This window comes from Fibrella aquatica, from assembly GCF_041321135.1.
GTDB lineage: Bacteria > Bacteroidota > Bacteroidia > Cytophagales > Spirosomataceae > Fibrella > Fibrella aquatica.
Window position 1 is genome coordinate 231,869 of sequence record NZ_JBGGWF010000007.1, and the last position, 18,411, is coordinate 250,279.

Sequence of the window (18,411 nt, forward strand, 5' to 3'; positions counted from 1 at the left end):
GACGTTTTGCGGTACATATTGATTCTGTTGGTGGTAGCCACACTGGCGTCGTGCAATAGCGGCGACCGGCGGCTTTCGCGCATTCCACCCCTTCCCCAGGCTTCCGACAGTGCCCAAACGGCCAGTACGTTGCGGGCCCTCGGCCGCGCCATCAATCAATCGTCTTCAGCTACTGCATATGCTAAACGGGCCGTGCTCCTGATGAGCGTCGGGCGAACAGCCGACGCGCTGGCCGATATCGACGAAGCCATTGCCAGAAACAACAGTACTGGCTTTTTCTTTCTGGTACGGGCGCAGGTAATGCGGGCTTTAAAAAAGCCCGATCAGGCTTTCGACGATGCGCAGCGAGCTGAAATTCTGGGCATCAATTCTCCAGAACTCTTTACCCTGATGGGTGACGTGTTACAACAGCAGAAACAGTATACAAAAGCGCGGCTTTACGTCTATAAAGCCTTGCAAATGGCCCCTTACGACGGCGAAGCCCACTTTTTTAGTGGTCTGATGGCGGCCAAACAGGGAGACACCGTACAGGCACTGGCTCAGTATCAACAGGCGTTGCAACTCAAGCCACGTTATTTGCCCACCTATAATCAACTTACGGCGGTTTACCGGTCGCTAGGTGATTTGAATACCGCATTGACATACAACCAAAAGGCCATGCAGTACTTTCCGGTCAACGCCGAACTACTATTTCAGCGGGGCATGATTTACCAGTATGCCGGGCGGGCCGACAGTGCGCTTATTGCGTACCAACGCACCGTAAACATGCAGCCCGACTTTGTACAGGCCTATTTTCAGGCTGGTCTGATTTTTGACCGCTTCCGTAATTATGGCGCTGCGCTGGCTAATTTTGAGCAGGTTCAGAAGCGTCAGCCCACCTTTCCCAGAATCGATTATTTTGTGGGGCATGGTGCCGAAATGACCTACCAATGGGAGCGGGCACAAACGCAGTACACCAGTGCATTGCAGAAAGACCCGACTGATCCGGCGGCACAGGCTGGACTATGGCGGGTACAACGGCGACAACAGCAGGCAACAGCATCGTATAACGATTATTTTATGACGCCAACATCGCCGGAAACCGGTTTATTACAGTCGTCTGGCGGGCGTACACTGGATACAAGTCGAATACGGATCGCACCCATTCAACCCCGAACCCGTATTCAGTCAATGAACGATTCTACAGTGAAAGTGAAACAGATTGATAAATAAAATAAGTCTAATGTTCAATGTCTAAAGTCTAAGGTTGCGCTGTTTTTCCTGCTTGTACTCAGGTTAGCGAAACAACTTTAGACGTTAGACTTTGAACCTTGGACTTACAATGATATGACAACTCAGGATATACAATTACAGGTAGCGCTGCCCGATGGTAGTGTTCGCGAGTACCCGGCCGGTTCGTCGGGGCTCGATGTGGCTCTTGGTATCAGCGAGGGACTAGCCCGCAATGTACTGGCCGCCAAAGTAAATGGGAAAGTGCAAGATGCCGGTTTACCGATCGACGTACCTGCTGATGGCAAACCCGTTTCAGTTCAGCTATTGACCTGGAACGATCTGGAGGGCAAATCAACCTTCTGGCATTCTTCGGCCCACTTACTGGCCGAGGCGCTGGAAGCCTTGTATCCGGGCACCAAGTTTGCTATTGGTCCGCCCATTGAAAACGGTTTCTACTACGACGTAGACCTGGAAGGCAAACACTTTTCGCAGGAAGACTTCAAAAAAGTTGAAGACAAAATGCTGGAGCTGGCCCGTCAGAAAAATACGTTTCAACGCAAATCAGTTAGCAAGGCCGACGCTATTTCATACTTCGAGGAAAAAGGCGACCCTTATAAAATTGACTTGTTAGAAGGGCTCGCAGATGGAAGCATCACATTCTACACGCAAGGTAACTTCACGGATCTGTGTCGTGGGCCGCACATTCCGAACACGGGTTTTATCAAAGCGGCTAAAGTGATGAACGTGGCGGGGGCCTACTGGCGCGGCGACGAAAAGAACAAGATGCTCACCCGCATCTACGCCATCACGTTTCCAAAACAGAAAGAACTGGACGAATACCTGGTTTTGCTTGAAGAGGCCAAAAAGCGCGATCACCGGAAACTGGGGAAAGAGCTTGAACTGTTTGCCTTCTCCGAAAAGGTAGGACAAGGATTGCCATTGTGGCTCCCTAAAGGCGCTATCATTCGCGAACGGCTCGAGAATTTCCTTCGTAAAGCGCAGGTACGTGCCGGGTACTCGCCCGTAGTGACGCCGCACATTGGTAGCAAACAGCTCTACGTAACGTCGGGGCACTGGGAGAAATACGGCGAAGATTCATTCAAGCCCATTCTGACGCCCGACGTGAACGAAGAGTTCCTGTTGAAGCCGATGAACTGCCCGCACCACTGTGAGATTTACAAAACAAAGCCCCGCTCCTACCGCGACCTTCCGCTTCGGCTTGCCGAGTTCGGTACGGTATATCGCTACGAGCAATCGGGCGAATTGCATGGCTTGACCCGGGTACGTGGCTTTACGCAGGATGATGCGCATATCTTCTGCCGCCCCGATCAGGTACGTGAAGAATTTATGAAAGTGATCGATCTGGTGCTTTACGTATTCAAAGCCCTGGGTTTCAACGATTATAGCGCACAGGTATCGCTCCGCGACCCCGACAACGGCACCAAGTACATTGGTTCAGACGAAAACTGGGAAAAGGCGGAATCAGCGATCATCGACGCGGCGAACGAGAAAGGCTTACCTACCGTTATGGAAAAGGGTGAAGCTGCATTCTACGGTCCCAAGCTTGATTTTATGGTGCGCGATGCCCTGGGGCGTAAGTGGCAGTTAGGCACGATTCAGGTTGACTATAACCTCCCTGAGCGTTTCGAGCTGGAGTATACCGGTGCCGATAACCAAAAGCACCGCCCTGTTATGATTCACCGCGCCCCCTTTGGTTCGATGGAACGGTTCATCGCTATTTTGATTGAAAACACAGCCGGTAATTTTCCCCTCTGGCTTTCTCCCGATCAGATTGCGGTGTTACCCATTTCGGAGAAATACGAAGAATACGCCAACGAATTATTCCTGACCTTACAGGAAAATGATATTAGAGGCTTCGTGGATTTACGGGACGAGAAGATCGGCCGCAAAATTCGTGACGCTGAAGTAGCTAAAGTACCGTTTATGCTTATTGTCGGCGAGAAAGAGCAGGCAGAAGGTCGGGTATCGGTTCGTCGTAAAGGCGAAGGTGACCTGGGCAGCATGACCATTACTGAATTCACCGCTCTTTTCCAGGAGCAAGTGAAAGTTTAGGTTCAATGTTTAAGCGGTCCGCCGCTGCGGGTCTAATGTCCAAAGTTTTGACATAAATGCAAAGCCTGCCCTTAAGTAGCGCAACTTTAGACGTTAGACCTTAAACTTTAAACAACCCTTTTCGTTTACCAAACCAACAAGTATCACATTAACCAAACCATATGGCATTACCCCAACGGAGACCACCCCGTCGCGTGGTGGAAGAACCCTACCGAATTAATGAACGCATCCAGGCTCGCGAGGTGCGTGTTGTCGGCGAAAACGTCGAGCAAGGCATTTTTGGCATTCAGCAGGCATTAGCCATTGCGAAGGCCCAGAGCTTAGATCTGGTGGAGATTTCACCAAACGCGACCCCTCCGGTTTGCCGCGTCATCGACTATTCGAAATTCAAATACGAGCAGAAGAAGAAGCAGAAAGAGATTAAGTCGAACGCCCAGAAAGTGGTGATCAAAGAAATTCGTTTCGGTCCGAACACGGATGATCACGATTTCGAGTTCAAGCTGAAACACGCCCTAACCTTCCTGAAAGAAGGAGCAAAGGTGAAAGCATACGTTCACTTTGTAGGCCGTTCGATCGTATTCAAAGATCGGGGTCTTCAGATTCTTGAGCGCTTCTCGAAAGGCCTGGAAGAAGTAGGCAAAATCGAGCAGGAGCCCAAACTCGAAGGCAAACGCATGATTATGTTCCTGGCCCCTAAAGTGGTGCAGGTGAAGAAATAAAAAGTTTGAGGTTTGTGGTTTGGTGTTTATAGTTGCTTCGCTTATTGGCAGAGCAACTACAAACACCAAACCACAAACCTCAAACTTTTTTTGTACCTTTGCGGCCTGTTTATTTAACGCGACCGGCGTTCCGGCCCAATTCAATTATGCCAAAGCAAAAAACTAACTCGGCTGCCAAAAAGCGTTTCAAGCTGACCGGCACCGGAAAACTAAAGCGGAAGCACGCCTTCCACTCACACATTCTGACTAAGAAAACCACCAAGCAGAAGCGGAATCTGGCTAAGTCGTCGACAGTACACCCGACGAACATGACCCGTATCAAAGCGCTGTTGCGTTTGACCTAGTCTCTTTTTTTTAGGTTATCTATTTCACCCGACACCGGGCAACTAAGAGGAAGATAATTAAGAATTAAGACTTAAGAATTACCCTATACGGCAACCATTCTTAATTCTGCATTATTAATTCTTAATTCCAGACCCGCCCACGTCAAAAAAAGCAAGTAACATGCGTTCAGTCAATCACGTAGCCTCACGGGCACGTCGCAAAAAAATCATGAAGTTGGCCAAAGGTTTCTTTGGTCGTCGTAAAAACGTTTGGACCGTTGCCAAAAACGCGGTAGAAAAAGCGTTAGTATATGCCTACCGTGACCGGAAAGCCAAGAAACGCGATTTTCGCGGTCTCTGGATTCAACGGATCAATGCGGGTGCTCGCCAACACGGTATGTCGTATTCGGCATTCATGGGCGCCCTGAATAAATCAGGCATCGAATTGAACCGGAAGGTTTTGGCCGATCTGGCCATGAATCACCCGGAGGCGTTCAAAGCGGTTGTTGACCAGCTTAAATAAACAGACCTTACCAATGCAAAACCCCGGCTGATTCAGTCGGGGTTTTTTGTTTGTGAAGACGCAACATCTTGCGTCTCCACATTACGTCTCGATTACTTTGGTTTTCAGCCCTACGCGTGGCTCGCCTTCTTTTTGTTTACCCAGTAGATAGACATCAATTTCGGTTTGGCCAACGCGGAATACCTGCCGGTCGTTGAGGGTGGTTTCCAAGTACGTCTTCAGTGTCTGGAATTGGGCTGTTTTGACTTTTTCTTCCTCGCCAAACCAGTCTTCTACGGTAACAACCGGCTCCCAAAATTCGGCTTCGGTGATTTCCTCTACATAGTTTGACGGCGGCAGCATGAGCCAATCCTTCATGTGGCTAACCGTCAAGGGCTCTGCCATGCGCAGGTACGTCTCCACCAGTTCCAGTGGCTCATCAGATTCGCTGGGGTACAACAAATCGGTAAGAAGCGGGGTTACCTGTTGAGCGAAAAGGGTGAATTGTGACTCGGGTTGTGCGTTTTTCGCAGACTCAGGTACGTTACTATCTGAAGGTTCAGTCGTCATAGCAGTGATTTAATCAGGTAGCTGTAAAGTAACAACGGGTTGACGAATGTTCGTAGCAGGAAGTTCACTTCAGAGTGCTATGCACCCCCATCGATCGGGCAGCCTACCAAGTATTTATCCTCAATTTGCTACATTTGGTACGTTAATCTGATCTAAACCAGTATTCAATTTTTCTCAACCAAGATTATGTTTGAAACCCTAATGAGCCTCGTTCAGCAGAACGCAGGCAGCGCAATTGTTAATAATCCAGCTATTCCGAACGAGCAGAACAACTCGGCCATGGAAACCGTAGTGCAAAGCATGATGGGTGGCCTCACTCAACAGGCTCAGGGCGGTGGTCTGGGCAACCTGCTGGGTATGGTTGTCAACGGCGGCGGCAACATTCAGGACAATCCGGTAACGCAGGGCGTTCAACAAAATGTAGAGCAGAGCCTGATGCAAAAGCTGGGTATCTCCCCACAGGTAGCTATGTCTATCGCGGGGTCGCTGGTACCGATAGTACTAGGCAAACTGATGAACAAAGCCGCCGACCCGAACGATTCGAGCGTTGATGGCAACACTATCATGGGTGCCGCTACTGGCCAACAGGGTACAGATTGGATGGGCATGGCCGGCTCGGCTATGGCCGATGGTAAACTTGACATGAACGATTTGATGCGCGTAGCAACCAGCCAAATGGGTGGTGGCAATAGCGGCGGTGGCCTCGGCGGTATGCTAGGTGGCCTGTTTGGCGGCAAGTAAAGCGTAGCAGTAAGCAGAAGCAGTCGACAGAGTCTACTCAACTGATGCTTTCATATAAAGCCCGTGGTTTCGACTACGGGCTTTTTTTGTTCACAGCCATACGAGTTGCCTGGATGGCAACGTGCTCAAAGCAGCACACTGCCAACTGCTACTGCCACCTGCCCTACTCCCTGTCAACACGGCCCGGTACGTTGATTTTCCGAGTCAATTTCTGCCAATCTGTCATAAAAGAGCCTAAAAAAATCAACTGGCATTTTGCTTGATATAGAGTTGTTGTCGGTTGCTTCAGTAGTAGCCGACCGATCAATAACCACAACATAATCGCTAAATCAGCAATGACTGCCCTGCATTAGCGCGGCAGTCTAATTAACCAAATATGGGAAAGATCATAGGCATTGACTTAGGCACCACCAACTCGTGCGTAGCCGTGATGGAAGGAAACGAACCTGTTGTTATTCCAAACAGCGAAGGTCGTCGTACCACACCATCGGTAGTGGCATTCATGGACAACGGCAACGGCGAACGTAAAATCGGTGACCCCGCCAAACGTCAGGCCATTACCAACCCGCAGAACACGATTTCATCGATTAAGCGGTTCATGGGCAAACGTTTTAACGACGTAGCCAATGAAACCAGCCAAATGCCCTATAGCGTAGAGCGTGGACCGAACGATACCCCTCGCGTTCGCATTGGCGACCGTCAATATACCCCTCAGGAATTGTCGGCGCTGATTCTGCAAAAGATGAAGCAAACGGCCGAAGATTATCTGGGCCAAACGGTGACAGAAGCCGTTATCACGGTGCCTGCTTACTTCAATGATGCCGAACGCCAGGCCACCAAAGAGGCTGGTCAGATTGCCGGTCTCGATGTAAAACGGATCATTAACGAGCCAACTGCTGCTGCCCTTGCCTACGGCCTCGACAAGACCGACAAGGACATGAAAATCGCCGTGTTTGACCTCGGCGGTGGTACGTTCGATATTTCTATTCTGGAATTGGGTGACGGTATCTTCGAAGTAAAAGCAACCGACGGTGATACGCACCTGGGTGGCGATGACTTCGATCAGGTTATCATTGCCTGGTTAGCTCAGGAATTCATCAACGATGAAAACATTGATCTGCGTAAAGACCCTATGGCCCTGCAACGGCTGAAGGAAGCTGCCGAAAAAGCGAAGATTGAACTCTCAAGCTCATCGTCGACGGAGATCAACCTGCCCTACATCATGCCCGTAGACGGCATTCCAAAACACCTTGTTCGCACGCTAAGCCGCTCGAAGTTCGAGCAACTGGCCGATTCGCTGATTCAGCGGAGCCTGGAGCCTTGCCGTCGTGCGTTGAAGAATTCAGGCCTGAGCGCCAGCCAGATCGACGAAGTGATTTTGGTCGGTGGTTCAACCCGGATTCCGAAAGTGCAGGATGAAGTAGAAAAGCTGTTCGGCAAAAAACCGTCGAAAGCCGTTAACCCCGATGAAGCGGTAGCCATTGGTGCTGCTATTCAGGGTGGCGTATTGACAGGTGAAGTGAAAGACGTACTGCTGCTCGACGTGATTCCACTGTCGTTGGGTATCGAAACCATGAACGGTATTTTCACCAAAATGGTAGAGGCCAACACCACGATTCCGACTAAGAAAACGGAAACGTTCTCAACGGCATCGGACAATCAGCCAAGCGTAGAGATTAACGTACTGCAGGGTGAGCGTCCTATGGCGGCTCAGAACCGTCAGTTAGGCCGGTTTATCCTGTCAGACATTCCACCAGCCCCACGCGGTGTTCCTCAAATTGAAGTAACCTTCGACGTGGACGCCAACGGTATTTTGAACGTAACGGCCCGCGACAAAGGCACTGGTAAAGAGCAGAAGATTCGGATTGAAGCCAGCAGTGGCCTCACCGACGCTGAGATCACCCGGATGCGTGAAGAAGCTAAAGCCAACGAAGCATCGGATAAGGCTGAGCGGGAGAAAATTGAGAAGGTGAACAGCGCCGACTCGATGATTTTCCAGACCGAGAAGCAACTGAAAGACTACGGCGATAAACTGTCGGTAGGTAACAAAGAAGCCATCGAAAGCGCCCTGACTCAACTTCGTTCGGCCCACGGCTCACGTGACGTAGCCGCCATTGACACGGCAATGGAAGCTATCACTGCTGCCTGGAACGCTGCTTCGCAGGAGATATATGCCGCTACCCAGGGGCAGGAAGGTGGTGCCAACCCAATGGATGGTTTCGGCGGTGCCGGAGCCGGCCAGCCAGGAGGCGCTCAGAACCAACCGACCGACGGTGACGTATCGGATGTTCCTTACGAAGAAGTAAAATAGGCGCTTGATAAGTACTAAAAAAGCCTGCTGAACTCTGGTTCAGTAGGCTTTTTTTTGTTTAAACTTTCTAGTAAAACTGTGTGGGTCTGCACTACTGCCTATAAATAGGCCGGCATGTATATCTCTACTAGTGCGAATGGTAACGGTTATTTTCAACAGCAATTTATTAAACTTGACGATCAGATAGTTGAGCCAACATCATGACAACAGGAGAGCTAAAACAGGACATACATCACTTGGTAGATAGCGTCCACAATGAAATGACACTGGTGGATCTGCATCGTGCAGTTGCTCTCATTGTTGAACAACAAGAGATGCCATTAGACGAAAATGTTTTACATGAAAATTTGTTACGTTGTGTTGCCTGAATTTTGGTTTGTAGTAAACCTGAAAGAGTCAAGAAGTGGTTAACGTACCTGTCTAAACAAAACGCCTCTGCTGTTCTCAGCAGAGGCGTTTTGTTTAGACAGGTACGTTAACTACAGCTATGCCGTGAATTCGTATTGCGTCAGGCCGAGGACGCGGCTGGTGTGTTCGCGCATTTGCTGGGTGAGTACAGCGTCATTGGCCAGTAGTTGTCCGTAGCTCGGAATCATTTTCCGGAACTTCTCCTGCCAATCGGCCGACTGCATTTGCTCGGGGAAGCATTTGTTTAGCAGGTCGATCATGATCGATACGGCGGTTGAAGCACCCGGCGAAGCACCGAGCAACGCAGCAATGCTTCCGTCGGCAGCGTTCACCACTTCGGTACCAAATTCCAGCACACCTCCTTCTTCTTCATCTTTCTTAATCACCTGAACTCGCTGACCGGCAATTTCCAGTTCCCAGTCTTTTAGTTGGGCTTCAGGGAAATATTCGCGCAGGGCGGCGAGCTTATCGTCGGGCGATTGCATCACTTGCTGGATAAGGTACTTCGTCAGCGAAATATTATGCAAACCAGCCATGAGCATCGGGGCCAAATTACTCATCTGGATCGATTTAGGCAGATCAGAGTATGAACCGTTTTTCAGGAATTTCGTCGAGAATCCCGCGTATGGGCCGAAAAGCAGTTCGCGTTTACCATCGATCATGCGTGTATCGAGGTGAGGCACCGACATGGGTGGTGCGCCAACCGAGGCTTTACCATACACTTTAGCCTGGTGTTGCTCGATAATGTCACGATTCAGACAACGTAACCACTGACCACTAACGGGGAAACCGCCGTAGCCCCGACTTTCGGGAATGGCCGATTTTTCGAGTAACCGCAGTGAACCGCCACCAGCCCCAATAAATACGAACTTGGCGTGTACATCACGAACGGCTCCGGTCGTTACATTTTCGACTTCTATCTTCCAGCCACCCAGCGTTTTCGAACGCCAAATTTCCAATACATCATGCGCGAAATGCAGCGTCACGCCAGGCATTTCTTCCAGACGGCGGAACATAGCTCGGGTTAGGGTTCCGAAGTTAACGTCGGTACCCATATCCATGCGGGTAGCAGCAACGGGCTGGTCAGGATCGCGGCCGTCCATGACGAGTGGTGTCCAATCGGCAATTTTGGCTTTATCTTCCGTGTACTGCATGCCCTCAAACAAGTGCGATTTGGTCAACGCTTCGTGACGGCGACGCAGGTACGTTACGTTGTTGTCGCCCCAGACAAAGCTCATGTGCGGAATGGGACGAATAAAGTTCGGCGCGTCTTTCAGAAATCCTTCTTCTACCAGGTGCGCCCAAAACTGCTTCGATTGCTCGAACGACTCGGCGATCTTAATGGCCTTTGAGGTTTCGATATTCCCGTCTTCGCGCTCGGGTGTGTAGTTGAGTTCACAGAAAGCAGAGTGTCCCGTTCCGGCATTATTCCAGGCATCTGAACTCTCAGCAGCGGCCTGATCGAGCCGCTCAAAAATTTGAATAGTAATATTTGGGTTCAACTCTTTGAGCATTACCCCTAGTGTGGCACTCATGATGCCCGCTCCTATTAAAATAACGTCTGACGATTGAACGTGCGCGTCTTTGCGTTTTCCCATGCTTGTAGTTGAGTAGCTAGTAGCCCCTGAATAAAGACCAAAAACAGAAGCCTGTTGTTCCCCAAAACATGGTAAAATACTAAATTAACGAGCCTATAGAAACATGCTGTGATAGGGTTGTACAATAGCGAGTTTATAGACTATGATTCTAACTGAATTATTGACTATTTTTACAGGTTTAAACAATCGTTTAAATAATTCGCTTAATATCTATAGACCTTCTATTTTTGATCCAGGAAGCAACGAGCTAATGATCTGTAATTTAAAATCAACCGAGGAGCGCGTGAAAGCAGCAGCTACGAAAGTCTTTCTTGAAAAAGGCTTCGATGGCACCACTACCCGGGATATAGCCAGAGAAGCAGGCCTGAATAGTGCACTCGTCAACTATTACTTTCGGAGTAAGGAAAAGTTATTCAATGCCGTGTTTGCCGATATGCTCAACCTGTTTTTTCAGGGAATGCAGGATATCATCAATAAACCAATTAGCCTTCGGGAGAAAATAGCCGAGATGGTTGAAACTGACTTTCGCCTTTTCAAAGAAAATGGCAACCTGTCGATTTTTATCATCAACGAAATGCAACACAATTCAGAGCGTTTCCTGGAGCCTATGATTTCGGGTGGGCAAATCACCAAGTCGCTTTTTAATCAACAATTACAGCAGGGTATTGAAGCAGGTGAGGTACGTCCGGTCGATATTAGGAGTGTACTGATGCTGATGATTGCCAATATTCAGTTTCTGTTTCAGAGCAAAGTCATAACGGCTAAAATTCATCAGATGACAGACGAAGAGTATGATCAGTTTGCCCAAACGCACAAAAATCTTGTCATCGATATGATCACGAGTTATTTGTTTTACGACAAGAAAACGGTCTGACTGAATTAGAATCCGGCGGCGTGGCCATCTTTTCGCGATTCGGTGGCCCCGTGGTAAATCTTGTTTTTAGCGTCGTACATAATGGCCTGATAGCCGCCGTAACCACCCAGTCCGTAGCCCACAGTGTGCCCTTTAATCATCAGCGCGCGGATGGTTTCGTAGGGGTAACCCGATTCTAGCGTGATGGTACCAACACCGGTTCCACGCTCTCCGGTTGGCTCAGACGAACCGGCATGATCAATTCGGGGTGCGTCGCCCGCTTCCTGCGGATTCATGCCAAAATCAATCATGTTCATCACAATTTGTACATGACCTAGTGGCTGGAAGCTGCCGCCCATGACGCCAAAACTCATAAACGGCTGGCCATCTTTTGTAATAAAGGCCGGAATGATAGTATGGAAAGGCCGCTTGTGCGGCGCAAAGGTGTTGTTTTCACCTTCGGTCAGGCTGAACATCTCGCCCCGGTCCTGCAGCGTGAAACCTAGCCCGTCGGGTACCATACCCGAGCCAAATCCCCGGTAATTACTTTGGATCAATGACACCATGTTGCCCTCGCCATCGGCAACGGTCAGGTAAATGGTGTCACCATCTTTCAGGGCGGGATTACCCGCCTCTACCCCTGCCGATGCCCGATTGAGATTGATCAGCGCGCGCCGTTGCGCTGCGTAGGGTTTCGAGATCAGGGTTTGTACCGGAATGTTGGCAAAGGCCGGATCGGCATAGTATTTTGCCCGGTCTTCAAAAACCAGTTTCTTGGCCTCAACAAACCGGTGAATATGCTCGGGGCTTCCCCACGGAATAGTCGAGAAATCGTAGCCTTCCAGGATATTAAGCATCTGAAGCGCGGCAATCCCCTGCCCATTTGGCGGTAGTTCCCACACATCGTAACCCCGGTAGTTGGTCGACACGGGCTCAATCCAGTCAGAGGTGTGTTCGGCCAGATCGCGGTAACTTAAATAGCCGTCCATTTTTTTCATAAAGCCGTCGATCGTGCGGGCGATATCACCTTTGTAAAAGGCGTCGCGGCCTCCTTTAGCGATCTTATCCAGTGTATTGGCCAAGGCCGGATTTTTGAACAGCTCGCCGCGTTTTGGGGCAGCGCCAGAGGGGGCATACACATCCATTACGTTCGGGAGTTTACCCATTCGGGCAATCATGGCGCTCCAGTAATAGGCCGCTTCGTCGTGGACGGGAAAGCCTTCGCGGGCGTAACGAATAGCATGTGACAGCACGTCGGGCATCGGTGTTTTGCCAAAGCGTTTGTGCAGGGCAAACCAACCATCGACGCAGCCCGGTACCGAAACCGGCAACGGCCCCGTTGATGGAATATGCGTCAGTCCCCGTTTCTTCAACTCGGCCAGCGTGAGACTATATGGCGACCTACCCGAGGCATTCAGCCCGTAAAGCTTTTTGGTTTTGGCATCCCACACAATGGCAAATAGATCACCGCCAATGCCATTCATATCTGGCTCTACAACACCTTCCATCGCATTAGCCGCGATAGCCGCATCAATGGCGTTACCACCTTTGCGCAGTACATCAATAGCCGCCTGTGTCGAGAGCGGGTGCGACGTGCAGACCATACCATTCTGCGCCATGACCACGGTGCGAGTGGCAAAGGTTTTACCCGTAAGGCGATCCTGAGCTTGTGAGATAAGTGCACTGACCATCAACAGTGCCGTAAGTAGTGAATTTTGTAGAGTTATGGTCATGAAGGAGTGATTATGGCGATAAAGGTTGCTTACAAGCCGCGCTGACGTTTTAGCTCGGTAATCTCAAAATCGAACGAGAGTTCTTTCATGCACTTGAAGTGACCCTGAGGGCACGCTGAGTACCCTATTTTTGAACAGGGACGGCAGTTCAACTTGTTGTTCTCTAACACCAGATAAGGTGTTTTGTAGGGGTACATGCCAAAAGCGGGCACGGTATTCCCCCAGATTGAATACACCTTCTTCTTCAATGCCGCCGCAATGTGCATCAGGCCAGTATCGTGACTGAATACGATGCGGGCACCCTGCAACAACGAGGCCGATTGGTTGAGATTATAGCGCCCGCAGGCGTTATAGATTACGGCCGAACCAAGCGTTTTCTCAATGATATCACCGGCTTCCTGATCTTCTTTTCCACCCAGCAATACCACCGGGTAGTCAATTTTGCGGCAGAGCTCGATCATGCGCTCCACGGGCAGTTTTTTAGTGGCGTGTTGACCGCCAATAGCATAGGCAACGTACCCAGTCTGATGAGTAGGCGGCAACCAATCTGCCTCAACCTGATCTTTATACGGAATGTAATAATCAAGCCCTTTACCGTCGTCGATTACGCCCAATGACGAAACCGTGGCCAGATAACGCTCAACGATATGAACATCAGGCAAGGTGTTGATTTTCAGGCGAACCATCAACCATTTACTCAGATTCAACTTATCAAACGAATACGACTTCACACCAAGTTGCAGCTTAATCAGGCGGGTGCGCAGATTCTGGTGCAGGTCGATGATGTAATCGAATTTTTCGGCACGTAACTGCTTAACCAGCGCTGATAAAGAGCCTTCCAGATAGTGTTTTTTGTCGATGTACGGGTTGTCTTCCAACAGGGTGGCAAACCCCTTTTTGGTCGCATAATGCACTTCGGCATCGGGTAGTTGCTGCTTCAGACAACGTACCACAGGTGTCGTTAGCACGATGTCGCCGATCGACGAAAAGCGGAGTATGAGGAACTTGGTAGCCATACCGGCAAAAATACACCTATTCTGGCCACCAACGCGGCTTAATGCGGGTACGGTAATCGCTTTCTACACAATTGGCGCAGGGTGGAATAGGCGGTGAAGGTGGTAGTGGGGGTAACAGTACAAAATTAGGCTCGCCTATTCCTTTTTTACGGTCTACCACGTAGGGCATTTTCTGAGCACCCGACACGCTGAAGTAACCAAAAACAGTTTCATCGGGGTTAGTCACCGATACCATATTACCACGAATGGGAACAGGGGCAACGTCAAAGATACCGCCGTTACTTTTGGTCAGATTCTCAATGTTTTTATAATACAGATAAGCCTCTCTGGTTAGAGCAAGCTGCTCAATTTCAACGTAATATTCGTTCGTCGATGTATAAGGGGCCCGGTGCAAAAACTGCCGACTGATGGCTTTTCCGTTCACCTGCTCATCGCTGATAGCATTACTACAATCGGGGCCACTACAGCGGAGAATATCCCAGCACGACTGACAACAGTTATATCCATACTCTACCGTCGAGTTGCGCACCGTTACGCTTCTCACCTCACACTGAATCAGCGGCTCGAAGTGTGTCCAGATCCAGCGGTAATAATCACCTGTAGAAGCGGGGTCTTTGGTGTCGAGGTAGATATTGAACCCTTTGTTCACCGTTGAGGTACCGGCAATAGGCGTTTCGGTATACTCGTCGTAAATGCGGTCGATTGTCGGCACCGGATTAATCTTTTCCGGTTTCGATTCGTAGCGTTTCCCATCCGGCAAAATGATCGATAGTTTATAGGTACGTCCCTGCTGCCCCTGGAATGTGGCGGGAGTTCGGTAAACGCCCTTGCCTATTTCGCTGAAATCCTGCCGTTTTCCCTGATCGTCGGTTACGAATACGGTAGCTTTTTCTACAATAAAATTCAGTGCAAGGGCCGAATAATCGGAAGTGTAACTCAGCGTGACCTGGTAGGGTCCGGGCTGATCGGTCATATAGCCATCTACGATCAGCAGACTGGCGCCGAGCGATTTTAATTCCGGCTGATAGGGCGTAACACAGGAGGCCAACAGCCCGTAAATCAGCAGGTGAATAAAATATCGAATTACGTTTCGGTTCATGGGATAAACTTGATGACTGATAGACTAAAACCGGACGTTGTAGGTCAATGAGGGGAAAATGGTACCGAAGATTGACAGCTTGAAGGCATCCTGTAAATTACGCGGGTCGAACTTGTAGAAGACCGAGTACGCATTTTTGTGTGCGTAAACGTTGTATACCGAGAAATTCCAGCTTTGCTGTGTTTTCCGCTTTCGGGCGGGGTCTTGCTCAAACAACATCGAGAAGTCGAGGCGGTGATAGTCGGGAATCCGCTCCTGATTACGATTTATATAAATAGGCACAAACGCATTGTTGAGCCGGGCTCGTCCATACGGTTGCGTAATAGGCCGACCGGTGCTATATGTAAAATTGAGCGAGAGGCTAAACCGTAGACTTGGGCGGTACGTGGCCGTGGCGTTGAGCGTATGGGGCTTGTCGAAATTAGCCGGGTACGCTTTTCCTCCGTTCACCTGCTCGTCAATAAACGGACTGTTCATGGTGAGCATCGTGCGCGAGTAGGTGTAACTAACCCAGCCCGTCCAGGCCCCTTTGTTTTTTCGGGCCAGCATTTCCAGCCCGTAGGCCTGCCCTGTGCCCTGTAGCACATCAGTTTCGGCGGCGGCATTGCGTTGTAAATTGGCTCCGTCGCGGTAGTCAATGGCATTGGTCAGCGTTTTGTAATAGACTTCGGCCGAGGCTTCGTATTCGTTTTGCTTTCCATTGAGAAAATATCCTGCCGACCATTGATCGGCAATTTGGGGTTTAATGTTAGCATCGCTAAGCATCCACCGCGACGTAGGCAGGGCGGCTGTTGTGTTAGAAACCAGGTGGATATACTGCCGAATGCGGTTATAGCCAATCTTCACCGCCTGCCCCTCACTCAAGGTAAACCGCAACGCGAGACGGGGTTCGATGCCACCCGACGAATGATAAATGGTTCCCGCAGCACGGGGTGTTGTGGCAATGGCAGTACCCGGCAAACGCGGCAGGTCGGTTCCGTAGGTACGTTCTGTGGTGGGCCCGTCGTTGAGCAGCGCGGAATAGCGAATGCCGGCCAGCAGCGATGTATTGTTCGATACTTTCCACTCGTCCTGAGCGTAGGCAGCCAGTTCATACGCCCGTTCGGTGGGCAAGGCAAAAGGCAGGGCGTTTGAGAAAGGGCCGGGTGTAAGCGTGTTGGGCTGAATGAAATAGTTAATGGCACTCACCCCCACCTGCACAGCATGGTTATCATTGGCGGCAATGGTCAGGTCGCTCTTTAGTTGTTTGTGCGCCACTTCGGCAACCAGACTAAACTGATTAGACGAGTCGGGGGCCGACGTTTCGGTACGGTACTGACTCCAGATAGCCGTTGTATTCAGGTTCAAACGCTCGTTGATGAGGTAATTCCAACGAACCGTACCCGCCAGTGTTTCATAGTCAAACTGCGTCGAAGAAGCGTTAATCTCTACGCCCGACAGTGAATCGGCGGGTAGTTTAAATACGTCGCGGCCATAATAACCGGTGCTGCTGATGGTATGTTTTTCTGACGGTTGCCACTTCACTTTCGTGGTCAGGTCATAAAAATTAGCCCGTGTTCCCCGGAGGCTGGCGGGCCCGAGGCTAAACAGAAAATCGTTGAACGACAGCCGGGTAGCGGCAAGCACGGTCAGTTTATTTTTAATCAGCGGCCCTTCTATACCCGCCCGGCTCGACACAAGACCAATTCCTCCGTAGGCCGACCAACGTTCGGTTTCGGGCTCCTTTATTTTTATGTCGAGTACCGATGACGCGCGACCGCCGTAACTGGGGGCAATACCGCCCCGATGAAGTGTCAGGTCACGCACAATATCGGGGTTGAATACGGAGAAAAAGCCAAGCAGGTGACTTGTGTTGAATAGCGGCGCTTCGTCCATCAGTACCAGATTCTGGTCAATGCTCCCTCCCCGTACATTGATACCGGTGGCTCCCTCTCCTACCGAGGTAACGCCCGGCAACAGCAACAGACTACGAACCACGTCGACCTCGCCCATAAAAGCTGGAATACGACGGATATTTTTGATGCTTAGCTGCGTAACGCCCAACTCTACTTTGCGAATATTTTTATCGGCAGCCTCGGCCTGCACCACTACCTCTTCCAGGTATTTAGTGTCGGCACCGAGTTCGATGTTGACGAGCAGTTGTTTGGTAACAACAAAAGTGAGTACCTCCGTGACAAAGCCAATGTGCGACACTCTAACGGAGTATCTGCCTTCGGCTAAGGGTAGGTTAAAGTAGCCGTCTTTGCTTGTAACCGTGCCCGCCCGCGTTTCTTGTACAAAAATGGTAGCGCCAGCAATGGGTGCACCCGAGCCCGCCTGTCGCACATAGCCCGTGAGTGGAAACGTATTTTTCGATTGGCTAAACGCAGAAAGGGCATCTGCCACTAAAATGAATATAAGTAATGTAGCGAGTCGCAGCATGCCAGGCAGTTAAGAGTATTCTTCTCCCTGTCAAAGCATAGGCAAGCCGTATATTTACTATGAACAGACCAGAAATGTAACCAGAAAAAGGTATCAGGTTTCAATACTTAATTTCATGAGTATCTTTTCTATGAACAACAGCCCCTTCATCATTTTTTAGTTACACCCGCATTTTGCGGATAAATAGCCCGGAAAGCCAATAAACGGCATAGGTAAAGGCCGGAGCGGCTACCACATCGGCCGTGTAGTGAACGCGCTGAATAAGCACACCGATAGCCACAATCGCAGTTCCCAAAAAGACTAACCACCGATCGAGGGGGCGTACAAGACAAAGCGCCATAAGGAAAATACTGGCTGTGTGGCCTGAGAAAAACAGATCTTTCGTGATGAACTTGGCTCCGTAGAAGTAATTGCTGAGCGGATCGTGCAGTTCAATCAGGCCAGGAGGTGGGTCGAGCGGGGTAAGTCCAATGCTGATCACGCGGGAAATGAACAGAAAAACGTAGGCCCAGATAAAGCGCAGGTAAATGGCAGGCGCTTTCTGCACCCGGTAAATCAGCAGAAGCGCCGCTCCCCACAGACTCATAAACACGGGAATAGACATATCGAAGCGTGGCAGTACGTCGAGGACTACATCGTTGAGAATCATTCCGTTGCGGGCTTCTATTCTAGCCAGATACCAGGGCCACACGGCCAGCAAAGCACAAATCAGCAGTAGTCCGCCGATGGCCATCTGCCGAAAACGAGTCTGTTGCCAGGCCTGTTTCCAGCCAACGGATTTGGCGTCACTGATCAGTGCATGTTTCAAAGAGTCATTCATAAGGGGGTGCAA

16 protein-coding genes are annotated in these 18,411 nt (G+C 50.1%); 9 read left to right on the plus strand and 7 right to left on the minus strand.

The features are described 5' to 3' along the window. Positions 1-6: 6 nt before the first annotated feature. The 5 genes from ACAW87_RS17375 to rplT all read left to right on the plus strand — a co-directional run bounded on the left by ACAW87_RS17375 (position 7) and on the right by rplT (position 4,850). A complete protein-coding gene (locus tag ACAW87_RS17375) occupies positions 7-1,212 on the plus strand; it encodes a tetratricopeptide repeat protein (protein ID WP_370724903.1) in 1,206 nt (401 codons plus the stop codon). A 114-nt stretch (positions 1,213-1,326) separates the two neighbouring features. Further along, positions 1,327-3,285, plus strand: coding sequence for a threonine--tRNA ligase (thrS, locus tag ACAW87_RS17380; protein WP_370724904.1), 1,959 nt, complete (start codon positions 1,327-1,329; stop codon positions 3,283-3,285). Between the two features lie 161 nt (positions 3,286-3,446). Continuing rightward, positions 3,447-4,004, plus strand: coding sequence for a translation initiation factor IF-3 (gene infC, locus ACAW87_RS17385; RefSeq protein ID WP_085413472.1), 558 nt, complete (start codon positions 3,447-3,449; stop codon positions 4,002-4,004). A 146-nt stretch (positions 4,005-4,150) separates the two neighbouring features. Next, positions 4,151-4,348, plus strand: coding sequence for a 50S ribosomal protein L35 (gene rpmI, locus ACAW87_RS17390; RefSeq protein WP_370724905.1), 198 nt, complete (start codon positions 4,151-4,153; stop codon positions 4,346-4,348). A gap of 160 nt (positions 4,349-4,508) precedes the next feature. Then, a complete protein-coding gene (rplT, locus tag ACAW87_RS17395) occupies positions 4,509-4,850 on the plus strand; it encodes a 50S ribosomal protein L20 (protein WP_370724906.1) in 342 nt (113 codons plus the stop codon). 81 nt (positions 4,851-4,931) lie between these two features. Here the strand turns inward: rplT and ACAW87_RS17400 are convergent, their stop codons facing one another. Further along, on the minus strand, positions 4,932-5,399 hold the full coding sequence (locus ACAW87_RS17400; RefSeq protein WP_370724907.1) for a nuclease A inhibitor family protein: 468 nt from the start codon (positions 5,397-5,399) through the stop codon (positions 4,932-4,934). Positions 5,400-5,585: 186 nt separating this feature from the next. Between ACAW87_RS17400 and ACAW87_RS17405 the strand changes: the two genes are divergently transcribed. The 3 genes from ACAW87_RS17405 (at position 5,586) to ACAW87_RS17415 (ending at position 8,819) form a co-directional block, all read left to right on the plus strand. Continuing rightward, positions 5,586-6,140, plus strand: coding sequence for a hypothetical protein (locus tag ACAW87_RS17405; RefSeq protein WP_370724908.1), 555 nt, complete (start codon positions 5,586-5,588; stop codon positions 6,138-6,140). Between the two features lie 376 nt (positions 6,141-6,516). After that, a complete protein-coding gene (gene dnaK, locus ACAW87_RS17410; RefSeq protein WP_370724909.1) occupies positions 6,517-8,451 on the plus strand; it encodes a molecular chaperone DnaK in 1,935 nt (644 codons plus the stop codon). A 200-nt stretch (positions 8,452-8,651) separates the two neighbouring features. Further along, positions 8,652-8,819, plus strand: a complete 168-nt coding sequence (locus ACAW87_RS17415) for a hypothetical protein (RefSeq protein ID WP_370724910.1) — start codon at positions 8,652-8,654, stop codon at positions 8,817-8,819. Between the two features lie 117 nt (positions 8,820-8,936). Here ACAW87_RS17415 and ACAW87_RS17420 read toward each other — a convergent pair whose 3' ends face one another. Then, a complete protein-coding gene (locus ACAW87_RS17420; RefSeq protein WP_370724911.1) occupies positions 8,937-10,457 on the minus strand; it encodes a malate:quinone oxidoreductase in 1,521 nt (506 codons plus the stop codon). Positions 10,458-10,707: 250 nt separating this feature from the next. Here ACAW87_RS17420 and ACAW87_RS17425 point away from each other — a divergent pair, with 250 nt between their 5' ends. Next, positions 10,708-11,331, plus strand: coding sequence for a TetR/AcrR family transcriptional regulator (locus ACAW87_RS17425; protein ID WP_370724912.1), 624 nt, complete (start codon positions 10,708-10,710; stop codon positions 11,329-11,331). A gap of 5 nt (positions 11,332-11,336) precedes the next feature. Here ACAW87_RS17425 and ggt read toward each other — a convergent pair whose 3' ends face one another. The 5 genes from ggt to ACAW87_RS17450 all read right to left on the minus strand — a co-directional run bounded on the left by ggt (position 11,337) and on the right by ACAW87_RS17450 (position 18,399). After that, on the minus strand, positions 11,337-13,001 hold the full coding sequence (gene ggt / locus ACAW87_RS17430) for a gamma-glutamyltransferase (RefSeq protein WP_370724945.1): 1,665 nt from the start codon (positions 12,999-13,001) through the stop codon (positions 11,337-11,339). A gap of 71 nt (positions 13,002-13,072) precedes the next feature. Next, positions 13,073-14,059 (minus strand): glycosyltransferase family 9 protein, encoded by a 987-nt coding sequence (locus ACAW87_RS17435; RefSeq protein WP_370724913.1) that lies wholly within the window; start codon positions 14,057-14,059, stop codon positions 13,073-13,075. Positions 14,060-14,075: 16 nt separating this feature from the next. Beyond that, positions 14,076-15,158, minus strand: a complete 1,083-nt coding sequence (locus ACAW87_RS17440) for a DUF4249 domain-containing protein (protein WP_370724914.1) — start codon at positions 15,156-15,158, stop codon at positions 14,076-14,078. Between the two features lie 24 nt (positions 15,159-15,182). Then, complete coding sequence (locus tag ACAW87_RS17445; RefSeq protein ID WP_370724915.1) at positions 15,183-17,579, minus strand: TonB-dependent receptor; 2,397 nt, start codon at positions 17,577-17,579, stop codon at positions 15,183-15,185. 160 nt (positions 17,580-17,739) lie between these two features. Continuing rightward, on the minus strand, positions 17,740-18,399 hold the full coding sequence (locus ACAW87_RS17450; protein WP_370724916.1) for a phosphatase PAP2-related protein: 660 nt from the start codon (positions 18,397-18,399) through the stop codon (positions 17,740-17,742). Positions 18,400-18,411: the final 12 nt, after the last annotated feature.